The sequence below is a fragment of the Akkermansia sp. BCRC 18949 genome, assembly GCF_045011645.1.
Taxonomy (GTDB): Bacteria; Verrucomicrobiota; Verrucomicrobiia; order Verrucomicrobiales; family Akkermansiaceae; genus Akkermansia; species Akkermansia massiliensis.
Window position 1 is genome coordinate 120404 of sequence record NZ_CP123619.1, and the last position, 20507, is coordinate 140910.

At 59.0% G+C, this 20507-nt stretch carries 19 protein-coding genes and 1 tRNA gene; 12 read left to right on the forward strand and 8 right to left on the reverse strand.

Going from position 1 to position 20507, the window contains the following annotated elements:
• The first annotated feature begins 71 nt into the window (after window positions 1-71).
• The 6 genes from P8A25_RS00475 (at window position 72) to P8A25_RS00500 (ending at window position 4453) form a co-directional block, all read left to right on the forward strand.
• On the forward strand, window positions 72-599 hold the full coding sequence (locus P8A25_RS00475) for a gamma carbonic anhydrase family protein (RefSeq protein WP_240454364.1): 528 nt from the start codon (window positions 72-74) through the stop codon (window positions 597-599).
• Window positions 600-618: 19 nt separating this feature from the next.
• Window positions 619-1104 (forward strand): bifunctional nuclease family protein, encoded by a 486-nt coding sequence (locus P8A25_RS00480; protein ID WP_022396415.1) that lies wholly within the window; start codon window positions 619-621, stop codon window positions 1102-1104.
• A 208-nt stretch (window positions 1105-1312) separates the two neighbouring features.
• Window positions 1313-1398 (forward strand) — tRNA-Tyr (locus tag P8A25_RS00485).
• 231 nt (window positions 1399-1629) lie between these two features.
• Window positions 1630-3495, forward strand: a complete 1866-nt coding sequence (locus tag P8A25_RS00490; protein WP_215442861.1) for an SLC13 family permease — start codon at window positions 1630-1632, stop codon at window positions 3493-3495.
• 123 nt (window positions 3496-3618) lie between these two features.
• Window positions 3619-3855, forward strand: a complete 237-nt coding sequence (locus P8A25_RS00495; protein WP_022396413.1) for a hypothetical protein — start codon at window positions 3619-3621, stop codon at window positions 3853-3855.
• A gap of 85 nt (window positions 3856-3940) precedes the next feature.
• A complete protein-coding gene (locus tag P8A25_RS00500; RefSeq protein ID WP_215442859.1) occupies window positions 3941-4453 on the forward strand; it encodes a hypothetical protein in 513 nt (170 codons plus the stop codon).
• Window positions 4454-4492: 39 nt separating this feature from the next.
• Here the strand turns inward: P8A25_RS00500 and P8A25_RS00505 are convergent, their stop codons facing one another.
• From P8A25_RS00505 to P8A25_RS00530, 6 genes are all read right to left on the reverse strand, one after another.
• Window positions 4493-5524: a glycosyltransferase family 10 domain-containing protein gene (locus P8A25_RS00505; RefSeq protein WP_022396411.1), complete on the reverse strand. Its 1032-nt coding sequence runs from the start codon at window positions 5522-5524 to the stop codon at window positions 4493-4495.
• 158 nt (window positions 5525-5682) lie between these two features.
• Window positions 5683-7758, reverse strand: coding sequence for an acyltransferase family protein (locus P8A25_RS00510; RefSeq protein ID WP_215442857.1), 2076 nt, complete (start codon window positions 7756-7758; stop codon window positions 5683-5685).
• Between the two features lie 92 nt (window positions 7759-7850).
• On the reverse strand, window positions 7851-8849 hold the full coding sequence (locus tag P8A25_RS00515; RefSeq protein WP_102727922.1) for a glycosyltransferase family 10 domain-containing protein: 999 nt from the start codon (window positions 8847-8849) through the stop codon (window positions 7851-7853).
• A 122-nt stretch (window positions 8850-8971) separates the two neighbouring features.
• The gene (locus P8A25_RS00520) at window positions 8972-10246 is read right to left on the reverse strand and encodes a glycosyltransferase (protein ID WP_404838728.1); all 1275 of its coding nucleotides are present in this window, start codon (window positions 10244-10246) and stop codon (window positions 8972-8974) included.
• Between the two features lie 302 nt (window positions 10247-10548).
• The gene (locus P8A25_RS00525; RefSeq protein ID WP_215442855.1) at window positions 10549-11505 is read right to left on the reverse strand and encodes a hypothetical protein; all 957 of its coding nucleotides are present in this window, start codon (window positions 11503-11505) and stop codon (window positions 10549-10551) included.
• Window positions 11506-11531: 26 nt separating this feature from the next.
• A complete protein-coding gene (locus tag P8A25_RS00530) occupies window positions 11532-12686 on the reverse strand; it encodes a glycosyltransferase (protein WP_215442853.1) in 1155 nt (384 codons plus the stop codon).
• A gap of 301 nt (window positions 12687-12987) precedes the next feature.
• On the opposite strand from P8A25_RS00530, the gene rfaD reads away from it, so the two are divergent.
• From rfaD to P8A25_RS00550, 4 genes are read left to right on the forward strand one after another with little or no spacing between them, the layout of a single operon-like run.
• Window positions 12988-13974, forward strand: coding sequence for an ADP-glyceromanno-heptose 6-epimerase (rfaD, locus tag P8A25_RS00535; protein ID WP_102727294.1), 987 nt, complete (start codon window positions 12988-12990; stop codon window positions 13972-13974).
• 21 nt (window positions 13975-13995) lie between these two features.
• Complete coding sequence (locus tag P8A25_RS00540) at window positions 13996-14970, forward strand: glycosyltransferase family 9 protein (protein ID WP_215442852.1); 975 nt, start codon at window positions 13996-13998, stop codon at window positions 14968-14970.
• Complete coding sequence (locus tag P8A25_RS00545) at window positions 14967-15992, forward strand: glycosyltransferase family 2 protein (protein WP_215442851.1); 1026 nt, start codon at window positions 14967-14969, stop codon at window positions 15990-15992. Before P8A25_RS00540 ends, P8A25_RS00545 begins: the two co-directional genes overlap by 4 nt.
• Window positions 15993-16013: 21 nt before the next feature.
• Window positions 16014-16997 (forward strand): glycosyltransferase family 8 protein, encoded by a 984-nt coding sequence (locus tag P8A25_RS00550; RefSeq protein ID WP_102721599.1) that lies wholly within the window; start codon window positions 16014-16016, stop codon window positions 16995-16997.
• Between the two features lie 13 nt (window positions 16998-17010).
• On the opposite strand, the gene P8A25_RS00555 is transcribed toward P8A25_RS00550, so the two are convergent.
• Window positions 17011-18045 carry an SIR2 family protein gene (locus P8A25_RS00555; protein WP_215442849.1) on the reverse strand — a complete coding sequence of 345 codons (1035 nt, stop codon included), beginning with the start codon at window positions 18043-18045 and terminating at the stop codon, window positions 17011-17013.
• A gap of 112 nt (window positions 18046-18157) precedes the next feature.
• Window positions 18158-19009, reverse strand: a complete 852-nt coding sequence (locus tag P8A25_RS00560) for a metallophosphoesterase (RefSeq protein WP_102727927.1) — start codon at window positions 19007-19009, stop codon at window positions 18158-18160.
• A gap of 220 nt (window positions 19010-19229) precedes the next feature.
• Between P8A25_RS00560 and P8A25_RS00565 the strand changes: the two genes are divergently transcribed.
• A complete protein-coding gene (locus tag P8A25_RS00565; RefSeq protein ID WP_022396399.1) occupies window positions 19230-19397 on the forward strand; it encodes a hypothetical protein in 168 nt (55 codons plus the stop codon).
• An 87-nt stretch (window positions 19398-19484) separates the two neighbouring features.
• A complete protein-coding gene (locus P8A25_RS00570) occupies window positions 19485-20498 on the forward strand; it encodes a bifunctional oligoribonuclease/PAP phosphatase NrnA (RefSeq protein ID WP_146019464.1) in 1014 nt (337 codons plus the stop codon).
• Window positions 20499-20507 lie beyond the last annotated feature (9 nt).

Consider the following 20507-nt stretch of genomic DNA (forward strand, 5'->3'; position numbering starts at 1 on the left):
TGCGGCATACCCGTGGAATGAACGTTTTTAGGCTGGAATGCTGTCTTATCTTCAACTAATACATGACCTATATGGCAAGAGAACCTTACGCGAACTTCTGGCCCAAAGTGGCGGATACCGCTTTTGTGGCGGAAAGCGCCGACTTGATCGGAGATGTCACCATTGGAGAGCACGCCAGCATCTGGTACCACACCACGCTGCGCGCGGACATCAACAAGATCGTCATTGGAGATTACTCCAATATCCAGGATAATAGCTGCATCCATCTGGCGGACGACTTCGGCTGCCATGTAGGCAAGTACGTGACCGTGGGCCACGGTGTGATTCTGCACGCCTGCACGGTGGAGGACAACTGCCTGATCGGCATGGGGTCCATCATTCTGGACGGCGCGGTAATCGGCCAGGGATCCGTGGTGGGCGCGGGCGCGCTGGTCACCAAGGGCACCGTCATTCCGCCCAATTCCCTGGTGCTGGGGTCCCCCGCCAAGGTGGTGAAGGATCTGGGCCCGGAATCCGCGGATAATAACCGCAAGTGGGCGGAGAAATACGTCAAGGTGGCTACCCGGTATACGGAGCGAGTCATCAATCCCGGTTTTTAACATTTGATTTCCGCACGCCATGCCGGATGAAAAGCTGATCACCCTGGAACCGTACGCCCTGCTCTATACCCGGGCCGGGGCAGGGGTGTGCCTGCGTGATCCGCTGACCGGCAAGGCGGGCGTTATCTTCATGGAGCTGGCGGACGGCATGGCGCTGGAGCGCAGCCTGAACGGGGAACGCCCGGTGCGGCCGGACACGTCCTCCCTGCTGTCCCATTTTTTATCCGCCATGGAGTGCCGGGTGAGGCTGGTGCTCATCAATGGCCGCAAGGATGAAGTTTTTTACGCCCGCGTGGCGGTGGAGGCCGCCAACGAGGTCATGGACAAGCTGGTGGAGCTGGACGCCCGCCCGTCGGACGCCCTGATGATTGCGGCCCAGTTCGGGACCGGAATCAAGATTGTTCCCGCCGTCTGGGAAAGCATGGAGAACATCCTGCCCCAGCTGGAACAGCTGGACGCGGATTCCCCGGACAGCCGCGCGCCGGTGTATGTGGGAGAGCCGTAGGAACGGCGCTTCCGGCTGCCGGACCTTTTCCCGCCTCCCGGGCACGCCATCCGGCGCGGCGGCGGCTTGAGGAACCGTCTCCCGGTTTGCCGCCCGGAGGCATGATTGCGGCATAAGATTTTCCGGTCCTTGGGCATACCTACTTTTTACAAAAAAAACTTGCTAAGGCGCCGGAATCCCTATACATTCGCCGCACATCACTTCAAGTGGGTAGATTCCCGAGCGGTCAAAGGGGGCAGACTGTAAATCTGTTAGCATTCGCTTTCGAAGGTTCGAATCCTTCTCTACCCACCACTTTTACTTTCATAACGCGTTCTCCGGAAGAACGCGTTTTTTATTGTTTCCGCGGTTGCGGGTTCGTGATGTTCAACGGGAAAAGGGAATCGCCGCCCTGTAGGAGAAGCAGGAAACGAGCATGCGCGCGGAGGATGGGGAGGCGGATGACTTGTTCAGCCTATCGACAAGGCGCGCAGGACATGTTAGATATTCTCTCTTGCCGATTTTTCATCTCTGCCGTTTATTGACATGTTGACCACGCTGCTCATTCTGGGAGTATCCGCCGTTTTGTTCGTCCAGGGGAGAATCCGTTCAGATATTGTCGCGCTGTGTTCCCTGCTGTGCCTGATCGTGTTCGGGATTTTAAGCCCGGAGCAGGCGCTTTCCGGCTTTTCCAACTCCATCGTAGTCATGATGGTGGGGCTTTTCGTGGTGGGGGGAGCCATTTTCCGGACGGGACTGGCCAAGATGCTGGGCGGCAGGATCATGAAGCTGGCCGGCAAGAGCGAGCTGCGCCTGCTGGTGCTGACCATGCTCGTTACGGCCGGAATCGGAGCGTTTGTCAGCAATACGGGAACGGTGGCACTGATGCTGCCCATTCTGGTGAGCCTGGCCGCGGACGGCGGCATCCAGACGAGCCGCCTACTTATGCCCATGGCGTTTGCCAGCAGCATGGGCGGCATGCTGACGCTGATCGGCACGCCCCCCAACCTGGTCATCAACAACCAGCTTCAGGAGGCGGGAATGGAGGGGCTGGGCTTTTTCTCGTTCACCCCCATCGGCCTCATCTGCATCGTGGCGGGCGTCCTGCTGCTGATTCCCCTGAGCAGGAAGTTCCTGGGCCGTCATGACGACAAGACGGAACACGAGGCCAAGGGCAAGTCCCTCAGCCAGTTGATAGACGAGTACCAGATCATCAGCAATCTTTACCGTCTCCGGGTGCTGGAGGATTCCGCCCTGACGGAGAACCCCCTGCACGACCTCCAGATACCGGACCGCTACCACGTGAACATCGTGGAAGTGCGCCGCAGGCATTCCAGCCGGCATTCCTTCCTGCAAACGGTCAGCCAGACCATGGCGGGCTCGGACACCCGCGTGGCGCGGGGAGACGTCATTTACGTGATGGGGGAGTTTGAGGACGTGGACCGTTTCGCCCGGGAATACGGGGCGGTGATGATTAACCGGAAGACGTCGGAAGATACGGATTCCCTGCTGAAGAGCAAATTGAAGTTTGACGAGATAGGCATTGCGGAGATGCTGCTCATGCGCAACTCGGACCTCATCAACATGCCCGTGAAGTCTTCCGGGCTCCGCGCCAAGTACGGGGTCAACATTCTGGCCATCCAGCGGGACAACCATTACATTTTCCACAATTTGAAGGATGTGAAGCTCCAGTACGGGGATACGCTGCTGATTCAGGGAACCTGGGCGGATATTGCGCGCCTGAGTGAGAAAACCTTTGAATGGGTCGTGGTGGGCCAGCCGCTGGCGGAGGCGTCCAAGGTGACCCTGACGCACAAGGCCCCGCTGGCCGCTGGCATCATGCTGCTGATGATTGCGGCCATGGTGTTCAACTGGGTGCCCGCGGTGGCCGCGGTGCTGATCGCCGCCGTCCTGATGGTGCTGTGCGGATGCCTGCGCAACGTGGAGGAGGCGTACCGGACGATCAACTGGGAGAGCATCGTGCTGATTGCCGCCATGCTGCCGATGTCCGTGGCGCTGGAGAAGACCGGCACCTCGGAGGCCATCTCCCACGGCCTGGTGGCCGGCCTGGGGGGATTCGGGCCGTTCGCCCTGATGGCGGGCGTTTATTTCACGGCCTCCCTGCTGACCATGTTCATCAGCAATACGGCCACGGCGGTGCTGCTGGCTCCCATCGCCCTGCAATCCGCGGTGAGCATGGGCATCAGCCCCTATCCGCTGCTGCTGGCGGTTTCCGTGGGCACCAGCATGTGTTTTGCCTCTCCCTTTTCCACGCCGCCCAATGCCCTGGTCATGCCGGCGGGCAAGTACACGTTCATGGATTACGTGAAGGTAGGGGTTCCCCTCCAGGTGATCATGGGGCTGGTCATGGTGGTGGTGATCCCTCTGTTTTTCCCGTTCGTGAAAGCCTAGGCCGGAGAGCCGTTCACGAGGCGGAAAGGGCGCATGGCAGTGTAATTTACATGCATTACTAAAAAAAGAGAGACAAGGGAAGCGCGTGGGAGTAGAAGAGGATTGTTTAAGAACCCCCATTTAATGATGAAGTACTTGCTTATTATTATGGCCGCCGCGTTCGCCATGCCCTCCATGGCGGAGGAAGACGCTCCCAAGAGAATGACTTCCGCGGAAAAGAAGGCCGCCCTCCTTGAAAAGTATGATACCAATAAGGACGGCAAGCTGGATTCCGAGGAGAAGACCAAGATGAAGGAGGACCTGAAGAAGCAGAAGGAGGAGGAACGGGCCAGGAAGCACGCCTCCCGCAAATCCGATTAAGGTTTTACGGCTTCGTTGACAATCTGTTTTTCAGACGGCTTGAACCGGGTTCAGGCTGAAGGGAGAACGTATGCCTGTTAAAGCGATGAGATACGGAATTTGGACCAGATGGGCCGCTGCGGCCGTGTTTGCCTCCCTGGCCGCATGTACGGCGGAAGAATGGGCGCAGTTTAACAAGGAGATGGAGCAGAATCAGCGGGCCTCCGCCGAACGCCGGGTCAAATACCGCAAGATCAGGGTCCAGTGCTCCGACTGGGAGATGGCGGATACGGCTGTCGCCTCCCTCTCGTCCAAGGGATTCCGGGTCATGTACCCCGGAGAAGACGGCTACGGAGCCGTGGCGACCGTCAGCAAGACGGCGCAGGAGCATGTGCTGATTCGCAACGGGAATTATTTCACCACGCTGCCCGGTCCCAATACGCGGCCCGGCTACAGGACGAAGGTTACCGTGACCGTGCATAATCTGGCGGGCAGGAAGCTGGCTGAATACCAGGGGGAAAGCGTTCCTTCCGAATCCTTCCACCGCATGGAGGCGGCCCGGTCCGCCTGCCGCAAGGCCATCGGCAAAATGCCGTCCAGCACTTCCATTTACTGGTAGGGGGGAGTTTTGGCCCTTATCCTGGGGACGGCAGCCGGGCTACACTCCGGCTCCGGTCCCGCGCCTGCCGCGTGACCTGATTTTATAGGCCAGCGTATCCGCCAGCTCCCGGAGGGCGTTGAGCGGGTTTTTCCGCAGGACGTGGCGCCCTTTCAGCGTGGCGCCGGGCCGGACGGTTCCCGTTCCCCGGTGGTTGTGGATGACGGCGGCTGTCTGGGCGAACATGTTGTACTTTTCCAGCACCAGGCGTCTAGCCTCGCGAATGGCGGGAAGCCGCTTTTCATATTCCCCGCCGTCCATGGCCTTGCGGATAATTTCAAAGGCTTTTTGCGGATCGTCCAGGGGGATGGGGATGAAGCTTTCCTGCGGGAAGCATTCCGTCGCCAGCGGGTCCCCGGCGTAAAAGGGAAGGGTCATGGCGACGAAGGCGTCGGACAGTTTTTCCGTCCAGTGATGGGGTTCCAGATGGTTTTCCACGCACAGATGGTACTTGTAGCCGTCCATGGCGACGGTTTTGTTTTCTATTTCCTGAATGCCATGCCCGAACCAGTCCAGCTCCGGCAGGCGGTCAGCCAGGTAGCGCGTGAGGTCATAACGCATTTTATGCATGGTATGCGTGTGCTGCTTGGCGGAACAGATGGTGGAAAGCATCTTGGTTTTCGGGAATTCCGTCTGGTCCAGAATCTCCTGCATGGGCTTGATGTACAGCCATTCCAGGCATCCGCGGCCCAGGGTATGGTTGGGGTGCGGGAGGTCCCGGACGGAGTGGGTGGTCAGCACGGTGCCGAACTGGCCGGTGTATGCCCGGCTATAGATTTTAATGGAAGGGGGTTCCACCGTGATCAGGATGGTCTGGTCCGGGGGACAGAGCAGGGGTTCCGTTTCATCCTTGATGGTGCCTATGGAGTTCCTGGGGAATTCATCGTATACCAGCACCCAGTCATAGTCCGTCATGGCGGCGTCCGTGCAGAACAGGCAGTCGCCCCACAGCAGGGATTCCGTTTTATCCGGGGAGGCCTTGGTGGATTTTCTGATGACCTTGATGCGTATGGGGCGGGAGGAATCCGTCATGGGAATGGAGGCGTTGAAGCGGCGCGCGGGTTTTCCGCCGTACGTCGGGCAACCCGTCCGGAAGCATCGCGGCGGCGGCGCTGCATGACGTCAGTGTAGGGGGCCTTCCTTCCTTGTCAATGTCAAAGGATTGGGCGTTTTTCCGTGCGGAGCTTCCGTCAGTTGGACACCGTGCTTTCCATCCCCGGAAAAAGCTGGTCGAGGATGCCGGAAACCATTTTCCTGGAACCGTAGGGGGAAAGGTGGTTGTCGTCACAGTACATCAGGTGCCCCTCGTCTTCTTCCAGCCACCGCCCGTTTTTATGGAAGGCGCCGTGCAGCGGGATAAAGCGGCACAGGCCCGTGGATTCCATGTGCTCCAGCAGGGCGAATACGGGGCGCTGCCGCGTGATGAAGTCTCCGCCCAGCAGGCGGTCCGCGCGGTTGGCGTTCAGCAGCGCATTGCGCCGCATGAGTTTGCGCGGGCCGAAGGTCCATTCAGGCACGGGACCCAGCAGCACGATTTGCTTGCCGGCCTTGCGAAGGCGTGCGCAGGTGTGGAGCAGGCCGTCCGCAACCAGTTGTTTCAGGCGCATGTCCCGGTGGCTGTTGACCAGTTCAATCCAGCGGTTGTGGATGAATACGGTGTGTATCTGGGGAGTGTTTTCCAGCCAGTCCAGAATCAGGTCCATGTTGTGCTCCCAGTGCGGGTACATCATGCGCAGCAGCGTGAGGGAATCCGCGTCTCCGGACTCGGAAATGCCGCTCAGGGGGCATAGCCGCGCCCGGTAGAACAGGCCTGACCGGTTGAGGAGCCGGGCTGCGTCGTCAAAGCCCGGAGAGCTGGCCATGGCATGGCTGTCTCCCATAAGCAGGAAGGAAGGGGGCTGCCCGGTTTTACCCAGCAGTACAAAGGGGTAGTCCGTCACGTCTCCCAGCTCCGGATGATGGGGCTGGATGGCGTTTCCCTTTTCCACCACCGCACGGTCAGGGGGCGTGATGCCGAAGGAGGGCGGGAAGGCCGGCCCCTTCCAGTATTCCGGGAATGATATGTTGTTGGCAGCCACGTGCCAGTAGTCCCGTGCGCCGTCCGTCCATTTGAGCCATTCTCCGGCAAAATCCAGCGTGAGGCACCCTGCCGCCGTGAGCAGGAACGCTTTTGCGGGCTTCCGCCATGCGGCGGCTGTCCTGAAGGGGGTTTCCACGAATTTCCAGGAAAGGAAACCGAGAAGAAGGGAGAGAAGGAACATGCCCGCATAGTCCCGCGGACCGCATTCATTGAAGCAGAAGTAGGTCCAGTACACGATGACGGGCCAGTGCCACAGGTACAGGGAGTAGGAGATTTTGCCGATGCCCGTGCTGAGCGGATGCCTGAGGATGCGCCCGGACCAGCCGTGGCTTCCGTAGCGGATCAGAAGGGCCGCCCCCGCGACGGAAGGAATGGCCGTATATCCCGGAAAGGGGGTGGAGGAGGAATAACAGGCAAAGGGGAGCAGGATGCCGGCCCACCCCGCCAGCCGCAGCCAGCGTATTCCCCGGCCCTGTTCCGTAGCGGCGGGAGCCAGGGCCAGGAGACAGCCTGCCAGGAGTTCCCAGGCGCGGCAGTGAAGCAGGTAAAAGGCCTTGTTATGCTCCAGATTCCCCATGTGGTAGACGGCGGCGAACAGGGAGAGCGCCAGGGCTCCGCAGAGAACGGGCTTGACAGCGTTTTTTCTGAATTTCCAGAGCAGCCACAGGGCGAGCGGAATCGTCAGGTAGAATTGCTCCTCCACGCTCAGGGACCACAGGTTCAGCAGCGGGTTTTCTTCTGCGGCCGGGCTGAAATAGTTTCCTGCGGTCCTGCTGAAATAAATGTTGGTGATGAAGAGGGCGCTTGACCTCACGGTGCGTCCCAGGGTCCGCAGGTCGTCGCAGGCCAGCACCACGCACCCGAAGGCCAGCACGACCGCAATCAGGCAGAAATAGGCGGGCATGATGCGCCTGATTCTCCGGTAGTAAAAGGAGGACAGGGAGAAGTTCCCTTCCTTCAGGCTGCGGACAAGGCCGCCGCCGATCAGGTAGCCGGAGATGACGAAGAAGATGTCCACGCCCGTGTACCCTCCCGGGCAGATCCATTCCTGCAAATGGTACAGGACGACGGCCAGCACGGCAAAGGTGCGCAGGCCGTCGATGTGCGGAAAGTAGGTTCCGTGGGCGGCATTTCCGGCCTGATGGAGGGAAGGTGAACAAAAGTTTTCAGAAAGGCATTTGTTCATGAGGCGGAAAGAAGGCAAATACAGGGATGGGGGAGAAAGTGAAGAGGAAGCGAGAGAAGCCGGGATGGAGTTGAACTGTCCGGGAGCCTGGGTCAGTGGCGCAGGCGGTTCTTCAGCCGCCGCCATGCCAGGCGCAGCCTGTGGCCGCGTTTTAAAAAGCGCTGGTAGTAGGCAATCCATGTGCCGTCCCCCTTGCGGCGCGCTTCTTCCGGAGACTGGTCGAATATCCGGTAGAGTTTGGCTGTTTCACGTTCCGTTTCTTCCAGGAAGAGGGCTTCCTGTTCCGGGGTTTTCCAGGGGCGGGACATGATTTCACACCACAGGCCGTCGTCTTCATCCACTTTCTTCACGTAGGCCGCGGCGTCGTCCAGGGTGGGGAAGTCGTGGCAGTTGATGAACGCGGCGGAGTTGAATTCCCTTCCGATGTCCGGATTGCCCCAGTAAATGGGGATGGTGCCCGCAAGCATGCTGGTGACGATTTTCTCGCTGGTGTAGCCGGGGTACCAAGCGTTTTCAAAGGCAATGGAGAATTTGTACGGCTTTTTCATCCGGATGGAGGAGGCGTACCAGTCTTCCGACCGGTGGCCGTCGCCCGGCGTGTTGTTGAGGTGGGGCCCCAGGGAGTTGACGAACCGGACGGAGGAGAGCTTGTGAAAAATGGCGTCCCGGTTGGGATGGGATTTGCGGTTGGCGTAAATGAAGTTGCAGAAGCCCGTTTTGGAGGCCAGGAGGGCGCGGACGTCCAGGCCTGCCTTGCCGCCATGCACTTCCTGCAAATGGTGGCGCAGGAAGGGGAGTTTGACGGTGCGGTCGCTTCCGGGCACCGCATCCAGCCCGATGTAGTAGTCAAACAGCATGAAGTCCGGCGCGATGGCTTCATGGCAGCCGTACATGACGGTGATATGGCCGGGGGCCCGTTCCAGAAAATCGTAGAACGCTTCCCGGTTGACGTAAAACCAGGGGGTGGCGATCAGGTAGTCGAAGTCGGAATCGTCTTCCACCACGCGGTAACGGTCTTTCAGGAGCTGGTAAATGCCTTCCCTGCCGAAATCCGGAGTGGACTGTAAAAAGGAGATTTTAAGCGTTTTCATGGGAGAAGGCGGGTCGGAGTGGTTGAGAGTGTATGGGGCGGCTCTTTCTTGTCAATGACAAAGGCAGGGGCCGGCCGGGCGTGCTGGGGGAAGGTTGCCCGGCGGTTAAACATCAGCCTTTTTCACCCTTCGCGACGGTATTCCCGGAGCGTTTCTTCATGCAGGGCGGCGTGCCGCGCGGCAATGACGGGGTAGGAAAACGTTTGTTCGGCGTGTTGGCGGCCTTCCTCCGCCAGGGCCAGCAGGAGCTTTCCATCCCGGATGAGCCGTTCGCAGTGGCCTGCCATTTGATTCAGGTCTCCCTGGGGAGCCACCAGCCCCGTCCTGCCGTCCAGGACCACTTCCGGAACTCCGCCCGTCCGGAAGGTGACGGAGGGGGTCTTGCAGGCCATGGATTCCAGAGCTACGTTGGAAAGGACGTCCTGAAGCGTGGGATTCAGGAAGATGTCCGCCGCGCTGTAAAGCCCGGCCAGCTTGTTCATGTCCGTAATGAAGCCGGCATTTGTGCTGGGGAAGGGGAATTCCACGTTCTTTTCCTGGTTGCCGAAGAGCAGCAGATGAAGGTTCCTGTGCCCGCGCCGGTACAGTTCCTCCAGCACCAGGGGGATGAAATGGCCTCCCTTGACCGGATTGAACAGGCCGGTTGCGCCGCAGGCAATGACAAAGGCTCCGGACGGGATGCCCAGGGCCGCACGGATGGCCTCCCGGTCTTCCGCCGGGCGGAAGAGGTCCGTATCTACGGGGTTGTAAATCTGGACAATCCTTCTTCCGGGGAACATGCAGCCTTTTTCCACTTCCCTTTTCAGCCAGAGGGAGGGCGTCACCAGCGTCAGGGACGGTATGCGGGCGAAGGAGCGGCGCTTGCGGGAGAACAGCCACGCCGGAAGGCCGCGGAAGAGGCGGGGAGTGCCGAGCTGGGGGCAACTGCCGCGGCATTCGTCCCGGAACCGGTCGCAGTCCATGGTGCAGTGGCACCCCGCGGTGCAGGCAAACATGTCGTGCAGCGTATAGACCAGCGGGCGGCGGATGTGGCTCAGCCGCGTGAAATCCACCGTTCGGCCGCCTATCCAGTGCAGGTGCACCAGGTCGGCTTTCTCCATCTGAGCGGTGTCGAACCCCATGCCCAGCACGTTCAGGGAGAAGGGCAGGTCCCTCCTTCTTTCCGGCAGCAGGGCGTCAAATCCATGCGCCAGATGGCGGCGCAGCGCGTCCGTAGCTCTTCTGGCGGCGGATCTGCTGATTTCCAGGCCGTCTATTCCCTTGCGCCTCCTGAGCAGAAGGACGGATTCCATATCGGAAATATTCCGGTTCAGGGCATCATTCAACCGGTAGGGAGCGGAGCTGGCCGATACGCTGTGGGAGACTTGGAATACTGTCCTGCGTTGAGGAGAAGTCACATAGGAGAGTATGAGGATTAGGAATCCGGTAAGGATGCCACAGCTCGGAAAAGCTCTCCTTTTCCTCCCTCCGGGATGGTCCAATTGCCGCTCCATCAACATTCTCCCCATCTCCCTTTCATGGTCGCGTACCTCCCGGGAGCCACGGCCTCCCGGCCCTGATACCTATCGCCTCCGGAACGCAGCAACGGCTATTTAATATTATTTATACTATTATATACAATGAGTTATATATATTATAGCCAGAAATCTTCCGCTCCCAGGCGCCGAAGCCGCAAAACACCGTCAATCAAAATATCCTTTCACAGCCGCGGCCCCTCCGTGAGCCAGCTTCCCCTGATTCTTGTTGAAAGAAGAAGCCTCCCTGACATCAGGGCCAGCGTCTGCCGGTTCACGGAATAACGGCAAGCGAAATCTTCCCAAAACGTTTTTCTTTCAGATTTGCAGGCTTGACGCCGGATTCCTAATCCGCCCTTTTTGGCGGGAAGAAGAAGCTGCCTGCATTTTTGCAGCCAGCCTTTTTTTGCGGTCCGCGGGATTCCCATGTCGCGCCTGTCCTGGAATGGAAAGGAGGAAAGCTGTTCCCAGTCCTCCGCATAGGTTTCCGTACCGTCCAGGGCGGTGATGCCCTGCAGCTTGCACAGGATGGAGAAGATGCTCTGGTCATACCGGTTTTCCACAAAGCCCGGCAGGTTGGGAGAGGCGGAGGGAGAATTGTCCGCCAGGTGCAGATGGTCGTAAAAGACATGGAGCCAGTCCCGGATCAGGCTTTCCGTGACCGGGTTCTTTTTCAGAAAGACGTGGCCCCCTGCAATTTGCTGGGTGTGCGTGACATGGACATCTTCCCCGGAAACGCCGAAGTGGCGCAGGATGTCCCCCTTGGTCCATTTGTATTCCGGCTGCCCGTTGGTGAAAACCAGCATGCCGCGGCTGTCCCGGTCCAGCATGTCCACATATTCCCAGAAACGCTTCGCTCCGTTAATGTTGATATGGCAGCCTGCATCCAGGTACAGGAGGCGGTCGCCTTCCTGCATGTCCTGCAGGACGTGGTGGATGGCCCAGGGTTTCCAGGACCAGTACCCGAATCCCCGGCAGGACGGCGTCAGGTATTTGCCCATGCGGCCGGTGAATTCCGCGGAAAGGTCATGTTCCGTGAACAGCGTGATCTCATCGAAAAATTCCAGCGCTTCCGCCTGCCTGCCCAGCCGTTCCAGGGCGGCCGCCATGCGGGAGTCTGCGAATGAGAGAAAGCGGTTCATTGTCCGGAAGGTAGGGATAAGGCAATTTACAGGGAAGGCGGCGATGTGTCAAACGGCTCTTCCGGCGAGGCGTTTTTTCCTTGGAAACCGTTGGAATGCGCTTGGGAAAAATGTTCCGCGAGCATTCTTTTGCAGGAGTAATAGCGTCCCTTCTGTCCGGGAAGCAGGGAACAGGCCGCCAGCAGGATGCGGCCCCAGCCGTTGGATGGCGGCTGCGCCGAGTTCAGCAGGTCCACCAATTGCCTGTCCCGGCCCGGCAGGACGGAGAGGAACCGAGCTCCTTCCGCGTTCCGGTAGAACAGGTGCCACCAGTCCAGCAGGGACTGTTGCTGAACGGCGGTCATCTGGTGGAAAAGAGGATGCTTGGAAACGAAGAAAGGCCTGATTTTCCGCACGCCATAGGCGAACAGGCCTTCATTCTGCCATCCGTGTTCCTTCCAGTAGTCCACGATGTACAGCAGACGCTGGAATTCCTGCACGCATTTGAAGTAGGTGGGGTCATTGCAGCGGCGGGAAAGGGAACCGCTCCGCATGAGGCGGTAGTAATACAGGCAGTCCGGAATGAACAGGAGGCGGGAGGCGTGGGGGACGGCCATCAGCCGGAAGGTTTCATCCTCCGCGCCGGATTTCAGGTTCACATTGAAGCGGAGGCGGTGGGCGTCCAGCATGCTTTTCCGGAACAGCTTGCTCCATACGCAGATGTCCATTTTACCCCAGATGGAGTCCCGGAAGAAGCTGGCCGGGGAGGCGTCCTTTTCAAAATGCCAGGAGGGCGACCTCCTTCTGGCCTCAATGAGCCGGTCCGACGAGTCCTCGAAGACATGGTTGCCGCACTCCACGATGTCCGCATCATGTTCCAGGGCCGCGGAAAAAAGGCGGGAGTACATTTCCGGGGCCACGTAGTCGTCCGGGTCCGCAAAGCCGACGTAAAGGCCCCGCGCCGCATCCAGCCCCGCGTTCCTTGCGGCGGAAACGCCCGCGTTCTGCTGGTTCAGGAGGATGATTCTGCCGTCCTTTTCCTTCCAGCGGAGCAGGTGCGCCCAGGTATCGTCCATGGAGCCGTCATTGATGCAGATGATTTCAATGTTCCGGAGGGTCTGCCGAACCAGGCTGTCCAGACAGTCGTCCACATAAGCGGCTACATTGTAGCAGGGAACGATGATGGAAACGTCGGGACGCATAAGCTTATAATGTATGTAACGGATTTACAATCCGTGGTCAATGATAATTTTTGCAAGATAAATATTACCGAAGGTTTTTAACGTTGTCAGCATGAAAAGAGGGGATGAAGGCCGGGGATTCCCCGGGATGCGCGGGGATTGCGTTCCAACGGTTTTCCGCATGGACCGGCCAGGGGTTGGAGTATCCGGATTGTAAATTCGTTGAGAATTTGGAGTCCGGGAACGCCTCAAATGGCAGTTGCCTAGGGCCGGGTGGATGTGGTACAAAAGGCCGTACAACTTCTTCATTTATTCTTCTCTTATGATTATTGTCACGGGTGGGGCCGGCTTCATCGGCTCAAACATTGTCGCCGCTCTGGAAAAAGCCGGTAAAAAGGATCTTGTGGTGGTGGATGAGCTGGGCTCTTCCGACAAGTGGAAAAACATCGCCAAGAGAGAGCTGTGCGCCGTGATTCCTCCGGAGGACATGCTTGACTACATGGAGGCGCATGCGGAGGAGATTGAGGCCGTCATTCACATGGGGGCCATTTCCGCCACCACGGAGACGGACGCCGATCTGATCATCCGGACGAATTTCACGCTGAGCTGGCGCCTGTGGGAGTTCTGCGCCCTGTACGGCAAGCAGTTTATTTACGCCTCCTCCGCGGCCACGTACGGGGACGCCTCCATGGGGTTTGACGATGACTCCTCCCTGGAGCACGTCAATGCCCTGCGCCCCCTGAACGCGTACGGCTGGAGCAAGGCCCTGTTTGACCGCAAGGTGGCCCGGGAGGTGAAGGAAGGGCGGCCGGTTCCCCCCCAGTACGCCGGGCTCAAGTTTTTCAACGTGTACGGCCCCAATGAATACCACAAGGGGGGGCAGAAGAGCGTGGTGGCCCACATTTTCCCCCAGGTGAAGGTGAATGAAACGGTGAAGCTGTTCAAGTCCTACCATCCCGACTACCGGGACGGCTGGCAGCTCCGGGACTTCGTGTGGGTGGGTGACTGCGTGAACGTGGTGCTCTGGCTGCTGGACCATCCGGAGGTGAGCGGATTGTTCAATGTGGGGTCCGGGGAGGCGCGCTCCTTCTACGATCTGGCGAAGGCGGCGTTCAATGCGCTGGGGCTCCAGGAAAAGATCGCCTACCGGGAGATGCCTGAAGAACTCAAGGGCAAGTACCAGTATTATACGCAGGCGGACCTTTCCAGGCTGCGCGCCGCCGGCTATGCAGCCCCCATGACTTCCCTGGAGGACGGCGTGCGCCAGTACGTGCAGAAGTATCTGGACAGGGAGGACAGCTACGTTTAACCCGCATTCCTTTTTCCGCCCATGCCCGCACAGCGCATTCTGATGATCAAGCACGGCGCCCTTGGCGACGTGGTGCTTGCCATGGGGACGATGAAGCGGCTCCGGGAGCTCCATCCGGAGGCGCATATCACCCTGATGACCATGGGGATGTTTGTTCCCATGGCGGAACAGCTCGGGGTGTTTGACGATTTCATTGTGGACAACCGTCTGCCTTACCGGAAGCTGGGCGCCACGTGGGGGGCCATCCGTTCCATCGTGAAAGGGAATTTTGATGTGGTGTACGACCTCCAGGAATCTTCCCGCACCAGGAAGCGTTATTATCCCGCCGTCCGCTTCCTGCTGGACCATGACATGGACTGGGTGGCCTGCAATTCCGGGGAACGGCGCAGGCTGCTGAAAAAAGGCGGCTTCCGGTTTGGCCGTGTGGAGAGGGAGCCGTTCCACCTGGAACGCGTCCTGACGGACCTCTCTTTCATGCACGGGGAAGGGCTGCATTTTGACGAGCTTCCGGAACGCTACGTGATGATGATTCCGGGCTGTTCCCCCAGCCATCCCTACAAGCGCTGGCCCGTGGAGAATTTCTGCGCCCTGGCCCGGCGCCTGGCGGAAAGGGGCATTTCCTCCGTCGTGATCGGCACCCGGGCGGAGGCCGCGGAGGTGGAGGCCATTGCCGCCAGCTCCCCCCTGGCCGTCAGTTTTCTGGGCAAGTCCACCCTGATGGATATTCCCCAGATGGCGCTCCGTTCCCTGGCCTGTGTGGGCAATGATACGGGGCCTACGCACATGTGCGCCTATGCCGGGGTCCCGGTGACCGCTATTTTCTGCCACCGGACGCGCAAGTCCGCCATTACGGCCCGGTGCATTTCCAACCTGATTTCCCCCGGCTCCATTGAGGAAATTACGGTGGACCAGGCGTGGTCCACGCTGGAGCCCTTCCTGCCCCCGCGGGAAGAGCTTGAACCTGCAAAAATGGCGGCCACTCCGCAGATGTCATGACGGCTCCCGTGAACATTTCCGTGCTGGTTCCGGTGTACAATGTGGAACCGTATCTGGCCCAGTGCCTGGAAAGCATCTGCGCACAGACGCTCCGGGAGCTGGAAGTGGTTTGCGTGGACGACGCTTCCACGGACGGGTCCCTGTCCATCCTGCGGGAGTTTGCGGAGCGGGACCAGCGGGTGAAAGTGGTGCAGGCCCCGGAAAACGGCGGCCTTTCCCGCACCCGGAACCTGGCGATGAGCCATGCGCAGGGAGAATACCTGGTGCTGGTGGATTCAGACGACTGGCTGGAAACGGATTTGCTGGAGGAGATGTACAGCCGTGCGAAGGCGCTGGACGCCGACAAGCTGGTGTGCGGGTTCCGGTATTATTATGAGTCCGACCCCGGAAGGGAGGACCGGTTCCTGCCGGAGGACATCGCGCCCCCCGGAAAGGGATGGATTCCCTGTACGCCGGAAACCATCGGTAAAATACACCATGGAGCGGGCGGCATGATGATACGGCGTTCCGTTGTGGAGGAGCACGGCATCCGGTTCCCCGAGGGCGTTGCCTGCGAGGACCTGTATTTCCACTATGCCGCCTTTCCGCGGTGCAGAAGGGCCTGTGTGGTCAGCAGGGCGGCGTACGTTTACCGCAAGCGCGCCGGGTCCATCACCAGCGGCTTTGCGTCCGGCAGTTCCCTTCAGTCGCTGGATTACCTGACGGTGGCGCAACTGGTGCTGGAAGAGTGGAAACGAGCCGGAATCCTGGAGGAATACAGGGCGGCTTTTCTGAAAATGCTGGTGATGGGCGTGCGGAATATCCGCAAGTACGCCCCCCATGCCGTCCAGAAAGAGGTCACCCGGAAAGTGTCCCGAATGCTCCGTGAAGAAAACCTGTACCGTCCCGGAGAGGAGGATTCCCGCCTGTCCCGCCGGGAAGAAAAACTGCTGAAAACCTGGCTGGCCGGAAAATCCGGCTTGGACTTTTCCTATTACTGGAAGAGAATGCGCAAAGCGGGCGCCCGGCTGCTGCGCCGCTGACCCCACCCGAACGATCGACCGATGAAGAAGAATGAATTTGCCGTCGTCCTGGCCAGTGACAACCGGGGCATCCTGCCTTTGAGCGTTACCGTCTTTTCCCTGCTGAGCACCGCTGCTCCGGAAACCTTTTACAAGATTTACATCCTTTCCGACGGCATTGACGGGGAGAACCGGAACAGCGTTGAGCGCCTGGCGGCCCCGTTTGAGTGCCGGTTGGAGTTCATAGACGTTTCCGGCATTCTGGAGGAGCACGACTTTCCCCATACGGAACAGTGGCCCGTGCCCGCCTGGGGCCGCGTGTTCATCCCGGAGTTATTGAAGGAGGAGCGGGGCAACATCCTGTATCTGGACATTGACGTTCTGGTTTGCCGGGATTTGACGGAGCTGTTCCGGACGGATATGTCCGGCAACGCGGTGGGAGTGGTGTTTGAGAATTTTTCCAGGCCCGGCTCCCATTTCAACGAGCGCCTGGAGATGCCGCTGACCTGCACGGGGTATTTCAATTCCGGCGTGCTGCTGATGAATGTGGACGTTTTCCGGGAAAAGAACCTGGTCAGGGCCGTGCTGGATTATGCCGTCAGCCACCGGGACAGGCTGACCTGTCCGGACCAGGACGCGCTGAACGGCGCCCTGTGCGAGCTGACCGTGCCGCTGCATCCGCGCTGGAACTGGCATGACGGCCTGACGCGCCGCATCCTGAAGAACGACCCCAGGGAACGGTTCTGGCGAGGAGTGACGCCGCGCCAGGCGGTGGAAGCGGCGCTGGAACCGGGCATTCTGCATTACCAGGGGGTGCACAAGCCCTGGCGGTATAATTGGCGCTATGAAGGGGAACGTTACGAACGCGCCATGCGTGAAGCCGGGCTGCTGCATGGCCCGCTGCCCGGAAGAACCCTCCCGGCCATCCTGAAAAAGCACCTTTACCGGCCTGTTTACCGGATGACCAGGAATAAAATTCTCAGGCTGCAAAAGCAGTTTGAGAAGGAGGATGGCACATGCTCCTGAAGCCGGATGCGGGTTAATGTGCCTGTTTTATTCTGTACTGGATATCACGTAAAACCGCCCGGTAATACTTCTCGTAATCCGTACCTTTCGCGTTTTTTCCGGGAGGCGTGGGCGAAGAAGAGCAAACCTCCACATCAAATTCTTCCAGAAGGGCTTTCATGGCTTTGGCGGGCTGGCCGTAGAAAACGATGCGGTTTTGAATGCAGCGCGCCTTTTTTGAATCGCGCAGCCATCGTGACCGGAGGTTCAGGATGTACAGCAGGTCTATTTCTTCCGAAGAAAGATTCAGCCCCATGATGTAAACGTTGGAAAAGAAAAACAGGTCAATCCATGATTCCTCCAGTTGAAGCTGCGGCTTGCGCAGCTTTTCCGGGATGCCCGCTATTTCTTTTTTCTGTTTTTGGACCCAGTAAGTGTAGGTTCCCTTTAAATAGCTGTCAATTTTACCGATGCAGCCGCAATAGTGCTCATACCCGTATTGAATCGTGAAGGAGGAGGGTTTTTCATTATAGGTGCCGTGAATGTTCCAGATGCGGAGGGAGCGGCGTTCCTTCTCCATGCAGACATGGCGGCGGATGCTGTATTTGGTTTCCGAATTCCGGCGCTGGCTTGTCTTGTAATGCTGTGATTCCAGGATCTGCACCAGGAACGTGTCGTAATTGGTGGTCAGATAGTCGTCTATTGGAAGGGCGGCAAGCTGGTGTAAAACGGAGCCGGGATATTTCTGCGGGGTGAACTCTTCCAGTTTCTTCTTGAGCCGGTCACGCACATCGGAGGATACTTTGCCCATGTCGGCTTCCGGATGCCGTTTTTGTTTTTTCAGGATCAAATACTCGTAAATCAGGGGAAAAGGCAGATAATCCCCCTGGTCCCTGAACGGGCAATAGATGTCTTGCTTGCAGCCTTCACCGCCGTTGCAGGGAGGGCAGACGGTTTCCTTGAGCAGGTCAATGCTGCTTGGGCTTCCCAGTGTGCGGATCAAACCGTTGCCAAACAGGACGGCGTTCTTTCTGAGGGGGGATTTGGTATTGGTGGAAGGAGTCATCATGGAAAACAGCGGAACCATTCTCCATGCTGGTCCATGGCCGCGAAAAATCAAGAAACAAAGAAAAATCCTTTTCCCGCCGCCGTCTAGTCCGGCATGAAAAGGGCTGCCGGCGTCAGTGCAGTTCCAGCAGATAGATCTCCGGAGGGCAGTTGAAGCGGAGGGGGAGCGTGCTGGTTCCCAGCCCCTTGGTAATCAGGTAGGTGTTGCCGCCGGAAATATGCCAGGGGTAGGTGTAGGGCTGGGCGTGTTCCGGGCTGGCTTCAAACCACAGGAGGTTGAAGGGAAGGCGTATCTGGCCGCCGTGGGTGTGGCCGCTGATGACGATGTCCGCGTCCCCATGGGAAAGCATGTGATCCGCTTCCGGACGGTGGGAAAGCAGGAAATGGGGGATATCCGGGGACTGGCGCTTGGGGAGCCGTTTTTTGGAATTGCGCGAAGTGTCCAGCATTCCGGATAGCTGGAGCTGCCTGCCGTCCTTGAATGTGACAAGCGCGCTTTGGTCTTCCAGCACCGTGATGCCGGCCCGGGTCAGTTCCTTGCGCCAGTTGTCCCAGCCGAAGGTGAAGTCATGGTTCCCCTGGATGGCGAAGACGCCGCAGGGCGCTGCCAGCCCCCGCAGCAGCCGGGCGGCCGCGGCGGGGCTCATGCTGGCGTTTCTGCTGGCGCCGCGGGCATAATCCCCTACCAGCAGGATCAAGTCCGGCTGGAGCTGCATGATTCTCCGGACGTAGCGCAGCGCCCTCACTTCATCAAAGGCCGTGGGCATCAGGTGAAGGTCTCCGGCAATGACGACTTTAACGGGTTTTCCGCGGCCGTTCCACTGGGGGACGCGGTAGTCCACCTTCCGGACGAACAGAAGATTGGGTTCTATCAGGTACGCCCAGGTAATGCCGGCTACGCCGAGCGCGCAGACGCCCAGCAGCAGGGTGCCGAAAAGCCGGAGTATTCTGACGGAGAAGGGCATGGAAGGGAAGCGGCTTGGCAGAGACTATAATTCCTGAGGACCGCAGGCGAGCGATTTATGCGTCTTGCCATTTGAGAAAGGCCCGATTGCGGGGAGAAGCAGGCGGAAAGGCGCCCCCTTGGGAGATTTTAGCAAATTTGATTGACGGGCGCCCGCATGGTATGCTTTTATGCTCCAAGATATTTCCATATCCTTTATCACCCATCATTTAACCACGCATATGAAGAAGATTACCGTTATGGCTCTTGCCGCTTTTGCGGCGAGCATCATGGCTTCCTGCTGCTGTCAGGATCAGGGTGCTCCCCCCCTGACCCCCCTTCCCAAGTTCAATGACCTGAACCAGCCCGCCGTGGATGTGGCTCCGGTGGTCATGAAGTCCAAGAAGTAATCCTCTTCCGGGATTAGGTACGACTTTTCAAGCCGCACTTGGTGATTGTCCAAGTGCGGCTTTTTCTATAAAAATGCGGCAGAACATATGGAAGATTGGAAACATTGTCCCGAATTTGCGCCTTTGGCGGACCTGTTCCGCAGACATGACAGCTTTGCGGTAATTGCGCACGTGCATCCGGACGGTGACGCCATCGGTTCCACGCTGGCGCTGGGGGAAGCCCTGAAGCAGATGGGCAAGAAGGTGGTGATGATGAACGAGGACGGCGTGCCTTCCAATCTGGCCTTCATGCCGGGCGTGGAAAATATCATCCCCACGCCCGATGAGCCGGTGGACGTGGAAGTGGCCGTTTCCGTGGACAACGGCGCGTTCAAGAGGCTGGGCGAACGCAGTCTGAAGGCCCTGGCGGGAGTGAAGGTGTGGGCGAACATCGACCACCACCAGACTAATGAATTGTTCGGGGACGTGCAATGCGTCCTGCCGGACGAGTGCGCCACGGGTGCGGTGCTGTATTATTTTTTCAAGTATCTGGGCGTTCCCGTTACCCCGGTGATGCGTGACGCCCTATACGTGGCCGTCAGCACGGATACGGGTTCCTTCCAGTACCAGATGACGACGGCGGCCGTGATGGAGCTGGCCGCGGATTTGATCCGGATGGGCGTTGACGTCCAGGACATCAACCGCCAGCTTTACCAGGAAAAGCCCTGGGTGAAGATGCAGCTGATGCGCGAGGCGCTGAACGGCATGAGGCTGACGCCGGACGGCAGGATTTGCACGTTCTGCCTGACGAATGAGGCGAAGGCACGGATCGGCAGCCGTCCGGAGGACACGGAAGGCCTGATCGACCTTTTGCGTTCCGTGCAGGGAGTCTGGCTGGCCGCTTATCTGGAGGAGGCGGAGGACGATCCCCGTATCCGCATTTCCCTGAGGTCCAAGACCCCTGAAATATCCGTGGCGGAGCTTGCCTCCCGTTTTGGAGGCGGCGGACATGCCATGGCCGCCGGAGTGCGCATCAGGGGACCCATTGAAGAAGTGCGCCTCACCATCCTGAAGGCCATGCAGGAGGAAGTGGAACGCGTGCTCCAACAGCAGATTTCATGAACGCTTCAG

Excerpts from the sequence above, each read along its gene's own strand:
- P8A25_RS00530 (WP_215442853.1), bottom strand. The coding sequence starts at position 12,686 with ATGCGTCCCGACGTTTCCATCATCGTTCCCTGCTACAATGTAGCCGCT.
- P8A25_RS00550 (WP_102721599.1), top strand. The coding sequence starts at position 16,014 with ATGAAGAAGAATGAATTTGCCGTCGTCCTGGCCAGTGACAACCGGGGC.
- P8A25_RS00570 (WP_146019464.1), top strand. The coding sequence starts at position 19,485 with ATGGAAGATTGGAAACATTGTCCCGAATTTGCGCCTTTGGCGGACCTG.
- P8A25_RS00560 (WP_102727927.1), bottom strand. The coding sequence starts at position 19,009 with ATGCCCTTCTCCGTCAGAATACTCCGGCTTTTCGGCACCCTGCTGCTG.
- P8A25_RS00500 (WP_215442859.1), top strand. The coding sequence starts at position 3,941 with ATGAGATACGGAATTTGGACCAGATGGGCCGCTGCGGCCGTGTTTGCC.
- P8A25_RS00505 (WP_022396411.1), bottom strand. The coding sequence starts at position 5,524 with ATGACGGATTCCTCCCGCCCCATACGCATCAAGGTCATCAGAAAATCC.
- P8A25_RS00525 (WP_215442855.1), bottom strand. The coding sequence starts at position 11,505 with ATGAACCGCTTTCTCTCATTCGCAGACTCCCGCATGGCGGCCGCCCTG.
- P8A25_RS00490 (WP_215442861.1), top strand. The coding sequence starts at position 1,630 with ATGTTGACCACGCTGCTCATTCTGGGAGTATCCGCCGTTTTGTTCGTC.
- P8A25_RS00540 (WP_215442852.1), top strand. The coding sequence starts at position 13,996 with ATGCCCGCACAGCGCATTCTGATGATCAAGCACGGCGCCCTTGGCGAC.
- P8A25_RS00510 (WP_215442857.1), bottom strand. The coding sequence starts at position 7,758 with ATGAACAAATGCCTTTCTGAAAACTTTTGTTCACCTTCCCTCCATCAG.
- P8A25_RS00480 (WP_022396415.1), top strand. The coding sequence starts at position 619 with ATGCCGGATGAAAAGCTGATCACCCTGGAACCGTACGCCCTGCTCTAT.
- P8A25_RS00515 (WP_102727922.1), bottom strand. The coding sequence starts at position 8,849 with ATGAAAACGCTTAAAATCTCCTTTTTACAGTCCACTCCGGATTTCGGC.
- P8A25_RS00565 (WP_022396399.1), top strand. The coding sequence starts at position 19,230 with ATGAAGAAGATTACCGTTATGGCTCTTGCCGCTTTTGCGGCGAGCATC.
- P8A25_RS00475 (WP_240454364.1), top strand. The coding sequence starts at position 72 with ATGGCAAGAGAACCTTACGCGAACTTCTGGCCCAAAGTGGCGGATACC.
- P8A25_RS00545 (WP_215442851.1), top strand. The coding sequence starts at position 14,967 with ATGACGGCTCCCGTGAACATTTCCGTGCTGGTTCCGGTGTACAATGTG.
- P8A25_RS00555 (WP_215442849.1), bottom strand. The coding sequence starts at position 18,045 with ATGATGACTCCTTCCACCAATACCAAATCCCCCCTCAGAAAGAACGCC.
- rfaD (WP_102727294.1), top strand. The coding sequence starts at position 12,988 with ATGATTATTGTCACGGGTGGGGCCGGCTTCATCGGCTCAAACATTGTC.
- P8A25_RS00495 (WP_022396413.1), top strand. The coding sequence starts at position 3,619 with ATGATGAAGTACTTGCTTATTATTATGGCCGCCGCGTTCGCCATGCCC.